Raw genomic sequence first — 17,415 nt, forward strand, 5'->3', positions numbered from 1 at the left:
GGAATAAGGTGGAGGGATGGAGAATTAGTCACCTGAATGAACGTAAAAAAGAGAGGACGATTTATGTCGATGCAGATGCTTGTCCTGTAAAAGACGAAATCCTTTCTGTCGCATCTCAATTTAAAGTACCAGTGACATTCATTGCTTCATATGAGCATTTTCAAACCAAAAGATATCCACTTGAAGATTGGCGGTTTGTAGATACACATAAGGAAGCAGCGGATTTAGTCATTGCCAACTCAGCTGCCGCGCATGATATTGTCGTCACCCAAGATATTGGTCTTGCCTCCTTACTGCTTCCGAGACAGGTCATTGTTCTGTCTGAAAGAGGACGAATGTACACAAACGAAACAATTGATTTTGATTTGGAACGCAGGCATGTTTCCAGCCAACAGCGAAGAAAAGGTGTATACGGAAAAGGTCCCAAAAAGCTTTTAGAAGAGGATAAGAAGCGATTTATGGCGCAACTACAAAAAATCCTGTCGAATCATGAAGGATTTTTAAATTAAAAGGCGAATAATGTACGACGGAGTGTTATTAGGATGAGCAAACGTATACCAGATGAACTTTTGGAGCAGATCCAAAAAAACGCAGACATTGTCGAAGTGATTGGAGAATACGTACAGCTTAGAAAGCAAGGTCGAAATTACTTCGGTCTTTGTCCATTCCATGGTGAAAATACTCCTTCATTCTCTGTTTCAGCAGATAAGCAAATCTTCCATTGTTTTGGCTGTGGTGCAGGAGGCAATGTGTTTTCGTTCCTCAGACAAATGGAAGGCTACTCATTTATTGAAGCCGTTTCACATGTGGCTGATAAGTACCATATTGATCTGCCTGATCAGGTGGCGAATGCTCAGATGAGTTCCTCTCAGCAAGAGGACACAGCAGATCATAAAATGATTGAGGCCCATGAGCTTCTTAAGAAATTTTACCACCATTTGCTGGTAAATACAAAGGAAGGTCAAAACGCACTTGATTATTTACGGTCCAGAGGCTTTACGGATGAAACAATTGCCAAGTTTGAGATCGGGTATGCTCTTGATTCTTGGGATTTCGTGACCAAGTTTTTAGAAAAACGAGGATTTGATCCTGTGATGATGGAGAAGGCTGGTCTTTTGATTCAACGTGAAAACGGCACAGGCTTTTTTGACCGCTTTAGAGATCGTGTCATGTTTCCCATTCATGATCATCATGGAACGGTCATTGCTTTTTCCGGAAGATCGCTTGGTGATCAGCAGCCTAAATATATGAATAGTCCTGAAACGCCGCTTTTTCATAAAAGTAAGCTGCTTTATCACTTTCATGAAGCACGTATGCATATTCGCAAACGCGAACGGGCAGTTCTTTTTGAAGGATTTGCAGACGTCATCTCAGCTGTTACATCAGGTGTCGGTGAAAGTGTTGCAACAATGGGTACGTCTCTTACAGAAGAGCACGTAAAGCTTCTCAGGCGGAACGTAGAAGAGATCATCCTTTGCTATGACTCTGATACGGCCGGATACGAAGCGACCATGAAAGCATCAGATTTGCTTGGAAAAAGAGGATGTAAAGTTCGCGTTGCCATGATACCAGATGGACTTGATCCAGATGATTACATTCGTAAATATGGCGGCGAGAAATTTAGGAATGACATCATAGATGCAAGTGTGACATTAATGACGTTTAAGATGAATTTTTTCCGAAGAGGAAAAAACTTATCAGACGAAGGAGACCGTCTTACTTATATGAAGCAGGTTCTCCGAGAAATCAGCCGGTTAAAGGGCTCTTTGGAGCAAGAGATTTACATGAAACAGCTTGCTGGGGAGTTTTCGATCTCACTTGATTCATTAAAAGAACAACTGGAGCTGTTTGAAAAGCAGCAGCGGCAAGAAACCAAAAGCACACAGGAAGAAAACGGGCTTGAAAAACGGCGTGCACATCTGTCAACACAAGTGAGAAGAAAGCGTCTGCGGCCGGCATATGAAAATGCAGAGCGAATGCTGCTTGCTCATATGTTAAAAAGCGATGACGTGATCCGCAAAGTACTTGACAGAATCGGGATTGAATTTAATATAGATTCGCACAGGGCGCTGGCAACGTACATTTATGCCTTGTATGAAGAAGGCAAAGAACCAACGCCGCAGCATCTGATGAATCGGATAGAAGATGATGTCATGAATCAGCTGTTGACGGATATATTGATGATTCAAGTCGGAGACGAACTAAGTGAAGCTGAATTAAGTGATTATGTAAAAAAAGTGTTGAATCATCGAAATTTGTCAATGATAAAGGAAAAAGAACTAGAACGTGCAGAAGCGGAGAGGCAAAAAGATTTCTTCAAAGCGGCAACACTTGCAAAAGAAATTATTCAGTTGAACCGTTCGCTGAAGTAATACGTCTATTATTAATGACAGGACTTACGGCTGGCAATGAATCCTTTACGGGAGGAGCATAAGACCGCAAGCATCTTGCCTTCATCATTATTTATTTTATTCCTATTTGCTTCGTCTTCTGTTTGACAGAGAGAGAAAAGCAGGGCGGAAGCAAATCGCAAGTTACTTTAGAATTCGTTGCAAGCTTTGGAAGGAGGGATCCATAATGGCTGATAAACAAGCCCACGAAACCGAAACTGAATTAACCTTTGAACAGGTGAGAGATAAGCTCACTGAAACGGGTAAAAAACGGGGCGTTTTAACATACGAAGAAATTGCAGAGCGTATGTCTAGCTTTGAAATTGAATCAGACCAAATGGATGAATACTATGAATACTTAGGCGAACAGGGTGTAGAGCTCATTAGTGAAAACGAAGAGACAGAAGACCCAAATGTTCAGCAGCTGGCTAAAGCGGAAGAAGAATTTGACCTGAATGATTTAAGCGTACCACCAGGTGTCAAAATCAATGACCCTGTTCGTATGTACTTAAAAGAAATCGGACGCGTCAATTTGTTATCTGCTAAAGAAGAAATAACGTATGCTCAAAAGATTGAAGAGGGCGATGAGGAATCAAAAAGAAGATTAGCGGAAGCGAACCTTCGTCTCGTTGTCAGCATTGCGAAACGCTATGTCGGTCGTGGTATGCTGTTCCTTGACTTGATTCAAGAAGGAAACATGGGTCTGATGAAGGCGGTTGAGAAGTTTGATTACCGCAAAGGATATAAATTCTCAACATATGCGACTTGGTGGATTAGACAGGCAATCACACGTGCGATTGCCGATCAGGCGAGAACAATCCGGATCCCGGTTCATATGGTGGAAACCATTAATAAATTGATCCGTGTTCAAAGACAGCTTCTGCAAGACCTAGGCAGAGAACCAACGCCTGAAGAAATTGCTGAAGACATGGATTTAACTCCAGAAAAGGTAAGAGAGATTCTTAAAATTGCGCAAGAGCCTGTATCTTTAGAAACACCGATTGGTGAAGAAGATGACTCACATCTTGGTGATTTTATCGAAGACCAAGAGGCGACATCTCCATCTGACCACGCTGCGTACGAACTCTTAAAAGAGCAGCTTGAAGATGTATTAGACACGCTGACGGACCGTGAAGAAAATGTGCTGAGACTACGTTTCGGACTAGACGACGGAAGAACACGCACGTTAGAAGAGGTTGGTAAGGTGTTCGGCGTAACAAGAGAGCGTATCCGACAAATTGAAGCGAAAGCTCTTCGTAAATTAAGACACCCAAGCAGAAGTAAACGATTAAAAGACTTCTTAGAGTAGAAACCGGACGGATCTTGAAAGAGATCCGTTCTTTCTTATCAAAAATGAAAACGCTTTTTTCAATCTGATTATATTTTACTGAATAACAAATGAATTTGCAACGTTCTTAGAGAAAAGATGTATAAAAAATACATCTAAATGTGCTGGAGGCTTCATTTCTCATCTTGAATCATTTTTGTCTAATCTGTGAACTTGACCAAAGTTTTGTATCATAATTCGTTTACTTTTTGTAAAATTAAAGTAGAATTAGAATTGTTTGCATAGTCTCAAAGGGGTTTTCACAAAGGGGAGGATGAAAGAAATGAAACGGAATCCACTTATACCATTTTTATTGATTGCCATTTTAGGTATTGGACTCACTTTTTTCTTATCAATGAAGGGGCTGAAAGATGAAGAAAAAATTGCCTCAGGGGGCAAGGAGCAAAAGCAAGAAGAGACAGCAAATGCGACGCCGGAAGAATTGTATAAACAGAACTGTCTAAGCTGTCACGGGGAAAACTATGAAGGCGGCGCAGGTCCTGCTTTAAAAGGTGTTGGAGACAAGCTTGAAGTGGCTGACATCAAGAAGAAAATTCAAGAAGGCGGCAACGGGATGCCAGGCGGGCTGATTCCGAATGAAAAGCTCGATGAAATGGCGGAATGGGTGTCTAAAATTAAATAATCTTACACAAAAAGCTCTTTTTCAAAAGAAGAGCTTTTTTCATTTGAAAACGACTTTTAAAAAGTCCATAATTTATATAAGATAGACAAGTATGAACATTAAAGAAAAGTAGTGATACGTATGAATGAAATGAATTTATCCAAACGATTAAAAAAAGTCGCAGACTTTTTACCAGATGAGGCAGTCTTCGCTGATATCGGCTCAGACCATGCCTATTTGCCATGCTATGCGATCCTGCATCAAAAAGCAGTGAAAGCCATTGCTGGTGAGATTACCGATGGACCGCTCCAATCGGCGCAGCAGCAAGTACATAGACTTGAATTAGATGAACAGATATCGGTCAGAAAAGGAAATGGCCTTGAAGTCATTGAAAAAGGCGAAGTGAATGCAGTGACGATTGCAGGTATGGGCGGGGCACTCATCGCAAGCATTCTAAATGATGGAAGGCATAAGCTCGCAGGCCATGAGCGGCTCATTCTTCAGCCGAATATCCATGCCCACCATATTCGTTTATGGCTTTATCAAGAGGGGTATGAATTGATGGATGAAGTCATCTTAGAAGAGGACGGCAAAATATACGAAATCATCATCGCAGAAAAAGGCGATAAAGATAAAGCTTATGAAGGAATGTCACTTGAAGCAGGCATGCTCGTTGGTCCGTTTCTTGCGAAAGAGCAAAATGACGTCTTCCAGCGCAAGTGGATGCAAGAGCTTCAGCATATGGAGAAGATAGAAAGTCAAATTCAGCAGGCAGCACGGACAGAAGAAAACAAAGAGCGCCTTGAAGAGCTGAATGCGAAAATAAAGACGTTAAAGGAGGTTTTGACTGTTGGCTAAAACAGTAAACGGGCATGAAATCATCCAATTGTTTGAACAATTTTCACCAAAGGCATATGCCATGGAAGGTGATAAAATTGGTCTCCAGATTGGAACATTAAATAAAAAAGTAAGTAATGTGATGATCACCCTAGATGTATTAGAGAATGTAGTAGATGAGGCGATCGAGCGAAAAGTGGATCTCATTATTGCGCACCATCCGCCGATTTTTCGTCCATTAAAACATGTAGCGACAGATCAGCCAGCTGGACGGATCATTGAAAAATGTATCAAACATGATATTGCGGTATATGTGGCACATACGAATTTAGACGTAGCTGATGGCGGAGTCAATGACTTGCTTGCTGAGGCTTTAGAGCTTGAGGACACAAGTGTGTTAGTGCCGACATACGAGGATCCAATCAAACAGCTTGCTTTGTATGTCCCTGAAGAGTTTGAAGAGGCCATCCGGACAGCTTTAGGAAATGCGGGCGCAGGACATATCGGCAACTACAGCCATTGTGCGTTTTCAAATGAAGGGACAGGCAGCTTTTTGCCATCAGAAGAAGCTAAGCCGTTTATTGGGGAGTCGGGTCAATTAGAATTTGTGAAAGAAGTGCGGATTGAAACCATTTTCCCAGCAAGTATAGAAAAACAAGTGATTCGCGACATGATCAAAGCACATCCTTATGAAGAAGTCGCCTATAGTGTACACACGACAGATCTTCCTCCTATTCAAAAAGGCCTTGGCCGTATTGGAAAGCTAAATGAGCCTATGACACTTAGAGATTTCACACAATTTGTGAAAACGAAGCTAGATGTGAATGGTGCTCGTTTTGTAGGAGATCAAGACGCTGTAGTGAAAAAAGTGGCGGTGCTTGGCGGAGACGGAAATAAATACATCTATCAAGCGAAAAGAATGGGTGCAGATGTGTATGTGACAGGAGACCTTTATTTCCATGTTGCGCATGATGCCATGATGCTTGGGCTGAACGTAGTGGACCCAGGGCATTATGCTGAAAAGATTATGAAAGAGGGCGTAAAGGCGAAGCTTCAATCGCTATGTGCAAATAAAAAGTATGACGTACAGCTCTTTGTTTCTGAATCAAACACAAACCCATTTCAATTTATGTAAACAAAAAACGTCAGAGCGGATATGCTCTGACGTTTTCTTATTTCTTTGTTTTGACGCGAGGTAAAATTTTAGAAAGAGGAACCGTTCGTTCAATCTTCCAAGTCGTTTCATCATCCGGTTCATAGTTTTCTAAGAAACGAATGACTTCCTTTGTAATAGGTGTTGGTGTTGAAGCACCAGCAGTAACAGCAACGGTTTTGACGCCCTGCAGCCATTCCAGCTTGAGTTCACTTAAATCGCCAATACGGTAAGCCTGCGTTCCGGCTATCTCCATTGACACTTGTGCGAGACGGTTGGAGTTATTACTTTTTGGATCGCCGACAACAATGGTTAAATCGGCTTGACCAGCTTGCTGCGAGACAGCTTCTTGACGCACCTGTGTCGCAAGGCAAATTTCTTGATGATACTCGACGTGAGGGTATTTCTCTTTAATCAGCTCCATCAGATCGTGGACATCCCATTGAGACATCGTCGTTTGGTTCGTGATGAGCAGTTTTTCTGATGTTAGATCGAGCGCCTCAATATCGGCTTCTGTTTCGACAAGATGTACCTTGTCAGGGGCTACTCCGACAGCTCCTTCTGGCTCAGGATGCCCTTTTTTTCCAATATAAATAATGTCATAGCCATCGGCTGTTTTCTCTGAGATGAGTTCGTGGGTTTTCGTGACATCAGGACAGGTCGCATCAATGGCGACAAGGCCCTTTTCTTCTGCGATTTGACGAACCTCAGGAGAAACGCCGTGAGCCGTGAAAATGACTGTTCCGCTTTCTACCTGCTTTAAAATGTCTAAGCGGTTTGGTCCGTCCAGTGTGTAGATTCCATCTTCCTCGAAGGCATCAGTGACATGTTTGTTGTGCACAATCATACCTAATATATAAATTGGGCGTGGCAAGTTCTTATCAAGTGCGGCATTTTTAGCAATGACCATTGCATCCACAACGCCATAGCAATAGCCACGCGGCGATATTTTAATTACATTCATTTATTCGTCCTCCTGTAGGGAAGTGCTGCTAGAGAAGAACAATATAAAAAGCCGTAAAAAACGGCTTTTTATCATTCTCTTGCTTCCATTATAGCCAAAGTAAGCGTATATATCAAAGATTGTTATACGCAGTGAACACTTCGCCGTTAAAAGATCACTAGACATATAGTTTTGGAACAGAGCTGCCAGATCTTTTTTTCGGTTTTGCTTCAGGAGCAGGTGATGTGTGTGGTGCTGCTTTTTTGACAAGGATGTTTTCGGGTTCAACATTTTCTTCTATTTCATCAGTTTGTGCTTCTTCCTCGGGCACTTCTGTTTCCGCGCTGGTCTCCGTTGATTCTGCATCATCATCATTTGCATTTGCTTCATCATCGTCCGCACTGCCAAGCTGGCTGTACAGTTTAATCATTGCAGGTAAGTTTCTCACTAAAGGACCGTATTGCTGAATCATTGGCGTAAATTGCTGCGCCATCCCGAGCACTTTTTGAACATTTCCTAACATGCTTGAGAGAGTCGCAGGATTAGTGAAGCTCTGGATTCCTTGTAATCCCGCACCACCTCCAGAGACTCCAGCTCCTCCTGCACCAGGAAGAAATTTAGAGAGCATGCCTTTAATTCCTGCTCCGCCGCCTAGTGCACGGCTCTCACCTCCTGGAATTCCGCCCATCCCGGGTAAACCGCCTCCCTGTACAGACGGGGAGCGAGGCATCATTTGCTGAAATGGATTGCCTTGCCCTTGAAAAGGCTGTTGGATAGGAGGCTGCTGCCCTCTTTGAAACATTCGGGGCTGTCCGCCATTTCCAAGGTGCCGGCGTGAGGGGCGGCGCGGCTGAAAATCGCCCATAGGCCTTTGCCCTAACATACTTGTACCTCCCTTACTGCATTCTCTTTCTCTTCATAGGTTATGCAAGGAAGCATCAATTGGTTTCCTGTAGGAAAAGCGGACATGGTTTTTTTACTGAAAATCAGCTATAATGAGGAGATGAGCAAAAAGGCATTGCCTTAAGGAGTGAAAACATGAAAGAAACAAAATTTACGACATATGAATTAAAGCCTTTTATTATAGATGCTATTCATGAACTAGGCTTTTATGAGCCGACTGATATTCAAAAAAGAATCATCCCTGCTGTTTTAAAAGGAGAAAGCGTGATTGGCCAGTCACAAACAGGAACAGGAAAAACTCATGCGTACTTACTGCCGCTGATTCATTCAATTGATCCAAGCAAAGAGCAGGTACAAGTCGTGATTACTGCGCCTACAAGAGAATTAGCCAATCAAATTTTCAAAGAAGCTCAAACGATTTTAAAGAATGCTTCTCCAGAAGAAGAGATCAAAGCAAAGCTTTACATTGGCGGAACGGACAAGCAGAAATCAATTCAAAAGCTAAAAAACCAGCCGCATTTGGTTGTCGGCACACCTGGACGTATTGCTGATCTCATTCATGAGCAGGCGCTGAATGTTTACAAAGCGACCTCTCTTGTCATTGATGAAGCGGATTTAATGCTGGATATGGGATTTTTAGAAGATGTGGACCGTATTGGTGCACAAATGCCAGAACAGTTGCAAATGCTTGTGTTCTCTGCAACCATCCCAGAAAAACTAAAGCCTTTCCTGAAAAAATATATGGACAATCCAAAGTATGCGCATGTTGAACCAAGACGGATTACAGCAGAAAACATTCAGCATATTTTAGTTCCATCTAAACAGCGTGATAAATTAAAATTGCTCCATGAAATGGTGACGAATGTACAGCCATATTTAGGGATTATTTTTGCCAATACAAAAACAACTGTTGATGAAATCGCATCGTTCCTACAAGAAAAAGGAATGAAAATCGGTGTGCTTCATGGCGGTTTAACGCCGCGCGAACGTAAAAAAGTCATGAAACAAATTGAAGATTTGGAGTTCACTTATATTGTGGCATCTGATCTTGCAGCTCGCGGAATTGACATTAAAGGCGTCAGCCACGTGATTAACTATGAGCTACCATCTGATCTTGATTTTTATGTGCACCGCGTTGGAAGAACAGCTCGTGCTGGCTCATCTGGAATTGCCATGACCATTTATGAGCTGGCTGATGAGGATGCACTCATTCAAATTGAGAAAATGGGCGTTGTGTTTGAAAACAAAACCATTGTTCATGGCGAATGGCGAGATGCAGATGACCGTCTGAAGCGTCAAAGACGTAAAAAAGCACCAAATGAAATTGAAGAAAAAGCAAAACGTCTTGTGAGAAAACCGAAAGCCGTCAAACCTGGATATAAAAAGAAAATGACACGTGAGTTGGATAAAATCAAAAGACAGGAACGTAGAAAGTCAAAGCGTAATGGAAAGTAGGGGGAAACATTGTTAAAGATTGGTTCACATGTATCCATGAGCGGAAAACATATGCTTCTTGCAGCGAGTGAGGAAGCTGCCTCTTATGGTTCGAATACGTTTATGATTTATACAGGTGCACCGCAAAATACGCGCCGCAAAAAAATCGAAGACCTCAATATTGAAGCTGGACAAGCGCATATGAAAGAGCACGGCATGACAGATATCGTCGTCCATGCTCCGTATATTATCAATATTGGAAACACAGTGAATCCCGCGACATTTGAGCTTGGCGTAGACTTCCTGCGCTCTGAGATCGAGCGTACGGAAGCGCTAGGTGCAAGACAAATTGTTCTTCACCCAGGTGCGCATGTTGGAGCAGGGGCAGAAGCAGGGATTCAAAAAATCATTGAAGGCTTAAACGAAGTCATTGTGAAAGGTCAAGAGGTTCAAATTGCACTTGAAACAATGGCAGGAAAAGGATCAGAGTGCGGAAGAAGCTTTGAAGAGCTTGCCCAAATTATCGACGGCGTGACACATAACGAAGCTCTTTCTGTCTGCTTTGATACGTGTCACACGCACGATGCTGGTTACCCGATTGTGAGTGACTTTGATGGTGTATTAGAAGAATTTGACCGAATCGTCGGTATTGACCGAATCAAAGTTCTTCATATTAATGACAGTAAAAACGTACAAGGCGCAAGAAAAGACCGACATGAAAATATCGGTTTTGGTGAAATTGGTTTCGATGCACTGAACTATATTGTGCATCATCCGCAACTTCAAGATGTGCCAAAAATTCTAGAAACGCCTTATGTAGGTGAAGATAAAAAGAACAAAAAACCACCTTACAAATTCGAAATTGCGATGCTGAAAGAAAAGCAATTTGATGAAGGCTTACTAGACAAAATTATGGGTCAGTAAAAAAGGATGCAACATGTTGAGGTGCCGCTAAATGCGGCCCTTTTTTGCTTAACTTGTAAACTGGTTAAACAAATCATTCACAGTCTGTGCTGTCTGTTTAGAAGTAATCGCTTCCACTTGCTTAAGAAGCCGGTTACGCTCTGAATCATTAAAAATATTGATGTTTTTCCCGTTCATGAGTTTGGCAACCTCAGCTGCTTGATGTGACGTTAAACTGACACCATACTGTTTCGCATACCTTAACAGATCATTTGCTGTGATCTGATTGAGCCGCTGCAGGACAATTTTTTGGATTAAAATCAATTCCATTCCTCCCCTCTGTAACAATGTATGGGCGAAAACGGAAAATGTGCAAAAAATTTTATTTTATTCTGTGAAATGATAAAATAGTAAAGTGAATAAAATGTTCATTGAAAATTTAACATGTGTAGAAGGGAGAACGTATGGCAAATAGTAAACAGCATAGAAAGGAATCAGTGCCTCATTTTATTTTGAGAATTTTCCTGATTCTAGTAGGGGCTGCATGTGCAGCAGTCAGCATTGAATTATTTTTAGTGCCAAACAATATTATTGATGGGGGCATCATCGGCATTTCGCTTATTTTGGATTATCTCTTTACAGATAACCCGTTTATTAATTTTGCGACGATTGTTGTCATTTTAAATATTCCATTTATGATATCAGGATACAAGCATATTGGAAAAACCTTTCTGGTTTCCACTGTGATTGGGATTGTCAGCTTAGCCGTGATTGAATCTTCACTTCATCATGTGGAGGCATTTACAACACAGCCGATCTTAGCCACTGTATTTGGCGGGCTATTACTTGGATTTGGTGTTGGACTTGTCATCCGTAATGGAGGCTCAATGGATGGAACAGAGATTTTAGGAATTCTTTTGACGAAAAAAATCCCTTTCTCCGTCGGTGAGTTTGTTATGATCGTCAATGTGTTCATTTTTATTTGGGCGGGCTTTGTTTTCGGACCAGAGCAGGCTATGTATTCTGTCATGACATATTATTTGGCAATGAAAACAATTGATGCTGTCATTCAAGGGCTTGATGAAACAAAAGCTGTCATTATCGTATCAGATTATTATGATGAAATTTCAGATGCGATTCTGCATCGACTCGGCAGGGGAACGACAAAGCTGAGAGGAAAAGGCGGCTATACAGATGAAGAAAAAGATGTCATCTACGCCGTTGTCACAAGGCTTGAAATTACAAAGCTGAAATCCATCGTATTTGAAATTGATGACCAAGCTTTTATCACGATTATGGATACGCATGAAACAAAAGGCGGTAAGTTCAAAACAGCCATTCATTAGCTTTTATTTTACTTTTTTATCTTTCTTTTATATAATGAAATGTATGTATGGACAGAGAAAATGGCAAAAGCCATTTTCTTTTTGTTGTATAAATCGTAATCATTCTTTTTATATTGATTAAAGGTGGAAAGATTCATGGCAAAGCCAATCATTGAAATGAAGGACATTTCGTACTCATATGGACAGCGAAATGTTATTGATCACATTCATTTAACAGTAGAGGAAGGAAACTTTCTAGCACTTGTTGGACCGAATGGTTCTGGTAAAACAACCTTATTAAAATGCCTGCTCGGACTTATTAAACCGCAGCAAGGTGAATTAAAGCTATTTGGCACGCCTGTTTCAAAATTTAGAGACTGGGATCAAATTGGATTTGTTTCTCAAAAGGCGAATAGCTTCAATACGGGTTTCCCTGCTTCTGTATATGAGGTCGTCGCAAGCGGATTGACCGCGAAAATTGGTTTGTTTAAACGAATGAGCAAGCAGGATAAATGGCAAGTGGAAGATGCCATTCGCTCAGTTGGTATACAAGATTTAAAGCATCAAAACATCGGGGAGCTATCTGGCGGTCAGCAGCAGCGCGCATTTATTGCCCGTGCGCTTGTCAGTCAGCCAAAGCTGCTCATTTTGGATGAGCCCACAGTTGGGGTAGACCAGCGGACAGTAGAAGGCTTTTATCAGCTGCTCGAAACATTGAACAAAGAAAAAGGAATGTCTTTAATTCTCGTCACACACGACGTTGGCACCGTTTCCGATAAAGTCACCCATGTGGCTTGTTTAAATCAGACACTGCATTTCCACGGGGATGCAGAAGCGTTTGATTCAATGGATGATCAGGCGCTATCCCAATTTTACGGGCATGACATTCAAGTGATTCATCACGACCATCACCATCATGGGGGACATGAATAATGATATTTCCATTTTTTCATTATGAATTTTTACAAAATGCGTTTATCGCAGGGTTATTGATTGGTTTTATTGCGCCCTTACTTGGTGTATTTATTGTCGTCAGAAGGCTCTCGCTTATTGCAGATGCCCTCAGTCACGTATCACTTGCCGGTATTGCGGCAAGTCTATTTCTTGATAAAAAGTTTGGCCTTTTGACAGGGGTAAGCCCGCTGTACTTAGGGATGGCTTTTTCTGTTGCTGGTTCATTGTTTATTGAACGCCTGCGCTCCGTGTATAAGCATTATCAGGAGCTGGCCATTCCCATTATTTTATCTGGGGGTATTGGGATCTCCGTCATCTTCATTTCACTAGCGAATGGCTTTAATACAGATTTGTTTAGTTATTTGTTCGGAAGTGTCAGTGCGGTGTCAAGACTCGATCTTTGGATTATTGTAGGGATCTCACTCGTTGTTGTGTTAGTTGTTGTGCTTTTATATAAAGAATTATTTTTGCTTTCTTTTGATGAAGAGCATGCAAAGGCTTCTGGTATTTCAGCAAAATGGATTCATTTTATTTTTATCTTAGTCGTTGCACTTGTCATTGCGGCATCGATGCGTATCGTCGGTACACTGCTTGTGTCGGCGCTCATGACGCTTCCTGTTGCGGCAAGTATCCGCATTGCCAAAGGATTTAAACAGGCGATTTTCCTTTCGATCTTGTTTGGTGAATTGTCGGTATTAGCCGGATTGATTTTAAGCTATTATCTTGATTTAGCGCCAGGCGGAACCATTGTGATGCTGTCTATTTTGATTTTAATCGGGTGTATTAGTATTGGGAAATTCAGAAGGGGGAATCAACATGAACGTACAAGAAGCGCTTGATTTATTAAAGGAAAAAGGCTACAAATATACAAGCAAACGTGAAGATATGCTTCAATTGTTTTCTGATTCTGATAAATACTTGACCGCTAAAAATGTGCTGACGGCACTAAGTGAAGATTACCCGGGTCTTAGCTTTGATACAATTTATCGAAACTTGTCACTATATGAAGACCTTGGAATATTAGAAACTACGGAATTGTCAGGGGAGAAATTATTCCGTTTCAAATGTTCATTTTCCCATCATCACCATCACTTTATTTGTCTTACATGCGGGAAAACAAAAGAAATCGATGCCTGTCCTATGGACAAGCTTGACGCCGATCTAGAGGATTATCATATTAGCGGACATAAATTTGAAATATACGGAACGTGTCCTTCCTGCGAACCGAAGGAAGTTCACTCGTGAAAAAGCCAGCCGTGAAGCTGGCTTTTTTGTTTTGTCTTTTGAAAACGTTTTACAAAGAGTGGCTGTTTCATTAAAATGAGATCAAGGTACTACAGCGTGCAATTTGAGTCTTTTGGAGTAAAGGGAGGGGTCAAAAGTGGCTTATTACGTCGTGTTTGATGTAGGCGGGACGAGAACGAAACATGGATTAATGGATCAGGATGGAAAGCTGGTCACTAGCGGTGACTATCAGACGAACTGCCGGCAGCTTGAACCGTTTTTAGAAGCAATGGCGGGTGTGGTCAGGGATTATCAAAGGAAGCAGAATGTCAGGGGTATCGCCATCAGTCTTCCAGGCTTTGTGGACAGTGAATCAGGTTTTACAGAATTTGCAGGCGCCATTATCGCCTTAAATGGTCAAAATGTAAAAACACTTTTAGAAGAGAAAACATCTCTTCGTGTAGAAGTGGAAAATGATGCGAACTGTGCAGCTCTCGCAGAAAAATATAGCGGCCATGCGAAAGAGTGTGACAGCTTTATTTGTATGACGCTTGGCACAGGTGTTGGCGGTGGTATTTTCGCTGGTGGTCAGCTTGTGCGCGGGGCTTCCTTTCGCGGCGGTGAATTTGGCATGATGCTGACAGAAACAGACAATGGACAATTTACAACACTCAACAGCAGCGCTTCAACGGCTGGACTCATTCGCAGCTATAAAGAAAAGCAAGGAATTCCGCAAAGTACACAAATAGACGGACAAGACATTTTTGAAAAGGCGAAGCACGATCCGTCCATTGAAAAACTGGTGGATCAGTGGTACAAGCGAATCGCCATTGGCATTTACAATGTAGCAACCGTCCTCAATCCAGAAAAAATTCTCATTGGCGGCGGCGTGAGCGCAAGACCAGATTTACTATCAAGTATTGAGAAACACCTACATACACTGCCTGCGTGGAAGAACATTCAGGTGAAGCTGGAAACGTGTTATTACTTGAATCAGGCAGGCATGAAGGGAGCGTTGTACCATTTCCTCATGAAAGAAGGGCAGCTTGCTCCATCGAAAAAGCCGATACATTAAACGTATCGGCTTTTCTACCTTAATAAGCAGCTTGCAGACTTTGTTCATATTGTTTGATCCATTGAGACGCTTCGTGCCAGTTGTTTACGCGAATAATTCTGTCGTCAATTGGCATCTGGTTATAAGGGGAGTTAAAAAGTATAACCGGGATGTCTGCCTCTTTTGCAATCATTGTGGCATTGCCGTGATGGTCTTCAAAAAATACATCAATCTTGTGCTTTTGAACGGCTTCCAGCTTATGATGACCGCCAACCAGCTCAATGTCATCATAATGCACGTCATGTTCTTGAAACCACTTGTAGGTGATATCTGAATGCTGCTGCCTTCTTGCTGTAATATAAATCAATTTGTGCTGCTGCTTCATTTGGTCGAGGATTTCTTTAGCACCCTCAGCAGGCTTTGCCTGTTTATAAATAAGAGGCTCATGCTCATTCATCCAGCCCCAAAATTCTTCTTGAGAAATCTTTAAAAGCTTCGTCAAATCATATTCTGTCATATCATCTAGTGTCATGGCACATTGGAACGACTCGTTTAAATAGGGAACAAAAGTGTCCTGCGCCGTCACTGTACCATCAATATCAATTCCTAAACGTAACATGCCCACACTCCTCATTTTTATACTCTTAAAGTGTAACATAATCATTTCACAATTCCAGCAAGTTTTAGCAAACATGAAACAGACATTTTTGCTCATACTAAAAAAGCTCCTTTCTATTAACCAAAAGGGGGAATTGATCATGGAAAGAGACGAGGATTTCAGAAGAAATGATCGTGAAATCGACACACACTTTAGTAATGATGATGGCTATTTAGAGGAAACAGCTGCTGAAATTGCAGAGCCATATCAAGCATCAAGAGATCGAGAAGATAGACGAGGACGTGACCATGCAGGTGACGATTCGGGCAGTAAGGGGATAGGCTATACAGCACTCGCGATTGCGATTATCTCATTATTTGTCTTGCCGGTGCTATTAGGGGTAGCGGCAATCGTCGTTGGTTATATTGCAAGAAGAAAAGGAGCACATGCGCTTGGCGCGTGGTCAATCGGGATCGGAATTGTTTCCGTCATCCTAGGCATATTTATCACCCCGTTCTTTTAATAAGGACAGAAAAACGCCTGACAATGACGTCAGGCGTTTTTTGTTATGCATTCGCTTGTTTTTCTTTTTCAGCTTCCATTTTCGCATAATGTTCTTCAGCGATTTTATCGATTTCTTTTTTCAGTTCTTCGACCATTGTTTCTTCAGGTACTTTACGAACAATTTCACCTTTACGGAACAATAATCCTTCGCCTCTAGCACCTGCGATTCCGATATCTGCTTCACGCGCTTCACCTGGACCATTTACAGCGCAGCCGAGGACTGCTACTTTAATCGGAGCTTTGATTTTAGAAATATATTCTTCGACTTCATTTGCAATGCTGATAAGGTCAATTTCAATTCGTCCACAAGTTGGGCAGGAGATCAGAGTTGCTGCATTTGATGCAAGACCAAATGATTTCAACAATTCACGTGCTACTTTTACTTCCTCAACTGGGTCAGCACTTAATGAGATACGGAGTGTGTTCCCAATCCCCATATTCAAAATAGCGCCAAGTCCAGCTGCACTTTTGACTGTACCTGCAAATAACGTACCTGATTCTGTAATCCCAAGATGAAGAGGATAATCAAAGGCTTTAGCCGCTTTTTCGTATGCTTCAATTGCAAGGTTTACATCAGATGCTTTCATACTGACGATGATGTCATGAAAGTCTAGGTCTTCTAGAATTTTAATGTGATGCAGTGCACTTTCGACCATACCATCTGCAGTTGGGTAGCCGTATTTATCAAGAATCTTTTTCTCTAATGAACCAGCGTTTACCCCAATACGAATTGGAATGCCTTTTTCTTTTGCTGCTTTGACAACAGCTTCGACTTTTTCTCTTCTTCCGATGTTTCCTGGATTGATTCGGATTTTGTCTGCGCCTGCTTCAATCGCTTTCAGTGCAAGCTTGTAGTCAAAATGAATATCCACAACAAGCGGGATGTTAATTTGTTTTTTAATGTCCGCAATTGCATTTGCTGCACGCTCATCTGGACATGCGACACGCACGATTTGACAGCCTGCCTCTTCTAAACGTTTAATTTCAGCGACTGTCGCTTCGACATCATGTGTTTTGGTTGTTGCCATACTTTGAATGACAACCTCATTATTTCCACCTATAGTTAAAGGTCCCACTTTGACGGGACGCGTTTTAGTACGATGTGTGACTTCACTCACTTGTCAATCGCTCCTTAGTGTACAAGCAATTCTTTGCCGTGTACGTCGTGTTTTACAGTTCATATT

General features: G+C 41.8%; 19 protein-coding genes. 14 read left to right on the forward strand and 5 right to left on the reverse strand.

All coding sequences use genetic code 11. The features are described 5' to 3' along the window. Nucleotides 1-8 precede the first annotated feature (8 nt). From C9414_RS07180 to C9414_RS07205, 6 genes are all read left to right on the forward strand, one after another. Nucleotides 9-509 (forward strand): YaiI/YqxD family protein, encoded by a 501-nt coding sequence (locus C9414_RS07180; protein ID WP_107163348.1) that lies wholly within the window; start codon nt 9-11, stop codon nt 507-509. Between the two features lie 33 nt (nt 510-542). Continuing rightward, entirely contained in the window at nt 543-2,372 is a 1,830-nt protein-coding gene (dnaG, locus tag C9414_RS07185) for a DNA primase (protein ID WP_107163349.1), read from the forward strand. A 205-nt stretch (nt 2,373-2,577) separates the two neighbouring features. After that, nucleotides 2,578-3,699: an RNA polymerase sigma factor RpoD gene (gene rpoD / locus C9414_RS07190; protein WP_008342392.1), complete on the forward strand. Its 1,122-nt coding sequence runs from the start codon at nt 2,578-2,580 to the stop codon at nt 3,697-3,699. Nucleotides 3,700-4,000: 301 nt separating this feature from the next. Continuing rightward, a complete protein-coding gene (gene cccA / locus C9414_RS07195) occupies nt 4,001-4,360 on the forward strand; it encodes a cytochrome c550 (RefSeq protein ID WP_034280134.1) in 360 nt (119 codons plus the stop codon). A 120-nt stretch (nt 4,361-4,480) separates the two neighbouring features. Beyond that, nucleotides 4,481-5,197 (forward strand): tRNA (adenine(22)-N(1))-methyltransferase, encoded by a 717-nt coding sequence (locus C9414_RS07200; protein WP_073979119.1) that lies wholly within the window; start codon nt 4,481-4,483, stop codon nt 5,195-5,197. After that, a complete protein-coding gene (locus C9414_RS07205; protein WP_107163350.1) occupies nt 5,190-6,311 on the forward strand; it encodes a Nif3-like dinuclear metal center hexameric protein in 1,122 nt (373 codons plus the stop codon). Before C9414_RS07200 ends, C9414_RS07205 begins: the two co-directional genes overlap by 8 nt. A 37-nt stretch (nt 6,312-6,348) precedes the next feature. Here C9414_RS07205 and C9414_RS07210 read toward each other — a convergent pair whose 3' ends face one another. Continuing rightward, nucleotides 6,349-7,293 (reverse strand): 4-hydroxy-3-methylbut-2-enyl diphosphate reductase, encoded by a 945-nt coding sequence (locus C9414_RS07210; protein ID WP_024423011.1) that lies wholly within the window; start codon nt 7,291-7,293, stop codon nt 6,349-6,351. A 157-nt stretch (nt 7,294-7,450) separates the two neighbouring features. Continuing rightward, nucleotides 7,451-8,155 (reverse strand): VrrA/YqfQ family protein, encoded by a 705-nt coding sequence (gene vrrA / locus C9414_RS07215; protein ID WP_107163351.1) that lies wholly within the window; start codon nt 8,153-8,155, stop codon nt 7,451-7,453. Nucleotides 8,156-8,310: 155 nt separating this feature from the next. Between vrrA and C9414_RS07220 the strand changes: the two genes are divergently transcribed. Both C9414_RS07220 and C9414_RS07225 read left to right on the forward strand, forming a co-directional pair. Then, nucleotides 8,311-9,630, forward strand: a complete 1,320-nt coding sequence (locus tag C9414_RS07220; RefSeq protein WP_107163352.1) for a DEAD/DEAH box helicase — start codon at nt 8,311-8,313, stop codon at nt 9,628-9,630. Between the two features lie 9 nt (nt 9,631-9,639). Then, a complete protein-coding gene (locus C9414_RS07225; RefSeq protein WP_047202314.1) occupies nt 9,640-10,533 on the forward strand; it encodes a deoxyribonuclease IV in 894 nt (297 codons plus the stop codon). Between the two features lie 48 nt (nt 10,534-10,581). On the opposite strand, the gene C9414_RS07230 is transcribed toward C9414_RS07225, so the two are convergent. After that, entirely contained in the window at nt 10,582-10,836 is a 255-nt protein-coding gene (locus C9414_RS07230; protein ID WP_024423008.1) for a DUF2624 domain-containing protein, read from the reverse strand. Between the two features lie 140 nt (nt 10,837-10,976). Between C9414_RS07230 and C9414_RS07235 the strand changes: the two genes are divergently transcribed. The 5 genes from C9414_RS07235 (at nt 10,977) to C9414_RS07255 (ending at nt 15,090) form a co-directional block, all read left to right on the forward strand. Then, nucleotides 10,977-11,858 carry a YitT family protein gene (locus C9414_RS07235; protein ID WP_047202313.1) on the forward strand — a complete coding sequence of 294 codons (882 nt, stop codon included), beginning with the start codon at nt 10,977-10,979 and terminating at the stop codon, nt 11,856-11,858. Between the two features lie 135 nt (nt 11,859-11,993). Further along, nucleotides 11,994-12,770, forward strand: coding sequence for a metal ABC transporter ATP-binding protein (locus C9414_RS07240; RefSeq protein WP_024423006.1), 777 nt, complete (start codon nt 11,994-11,996; stop codon nt 12,768-12,770). Next, the gene (locus C9414_RS07245) at nt 12,770-13,630 is read left to right on the forward strand and encodes a metal ABC transporter permease (protein ID WP_107163353.1); all 861 of its coding nucleotides are present in this window, start codon (nt 12,770-12,772) and stop codon (nt 13,628-13,630) included. The genes C9414_RS07240 and C9414_RS07245 overlap by 1 nt, the downstream gene beginning before the upstream one ends. Then, complete coding sequence (gene zur / locus C9414_RS07250; protein WP_003217433.1) at nt 13,608-14,036, forward strand: zinc uptake transcriptional repressor Zur; 429 nt, start codon at nt 13,608-13,610, stop codon at nt 14,034-14,036. The genes C9414_RS07245 and zur overlap by 23 nt, the downstream gene beginning before the upstream one ends. Nucleotides 14,037-14,172: 136 nt before the next feature. Continuing rightward, nucleotides 14,173-15,090 (forward strand): ROK family protein, encoded by a 918-nt coding sequence (locus C9414_RS07255; RefSeq protein ID WP_107163354.1) that lies wholly within the window; start codon nt 14,173-14,175, stop codon nt 15,088-15,090. A 19-nt stretch (nt 15,091-15,109) separates the two neighbouring features. Here the strand turns inward: C9414_RS07255 and C9414_RS07260 are convergent, their stop codons facing one another. Then, on the reverse strand, nt 15,110-15,688 hold the full coding sequence (locus tag C9414_RS07260) for a 5' nucleotidase, NT5C type (protein ID WP_039180012.1): 579 nt from the start codon (nt 15,686-15,688) through the stop codon (nt 15,110-15,112). A gap of 139 nt (nt 15,689-15,827) precedes the next feature. On the opposite strand from C9414_RS07260, the gene C9414_RS07265 reads away from it, so the two are divergent. Next, nucleotides 15,828-16,190, forward strand: a complete 363-nt coding sequence (locus C9414_RS07265) for a DUF308 domain-containing protein (RefSeq protein ID WP_039180010.1) — start codon at nt 15,828-15,830, stop codon at nt 16,188-16,190. A 43-nt stretch (nt 16,191-16,233) separates the two neighbouring features. Here the strand turns inward: C9414_RS07265 and ispG are convergent, their stop codons facing one another. Continuing rightward, the gene (gene ispG / locus C9414_RS07270) at nt 16,234-17,349 is read right to left on the reverse strand and encodes a flavodoxin-dependent (E)-4-hydroxy-3-methylbut-2-enyl-diphosphate synthase (protein ID WP_024423001.1); all 1,116 of its coding nucleotides are present in this window, start codon (nt 17,347-17,349) and stop codon (nt 16,234-16,236) included. Nucleotides 17,350-17,415: the final 66 nt, after the last annotated feature.

Origin of the sequence: Bacillus sp. Nf3 (assembly GCF_003028545.1) — a bacterium.
GTDB classification, from domain to species: Bacteria; Bacillota; Bacilli; order Bacillales; family Bacillaceae; genus Bacillus; species Bacillus safensis.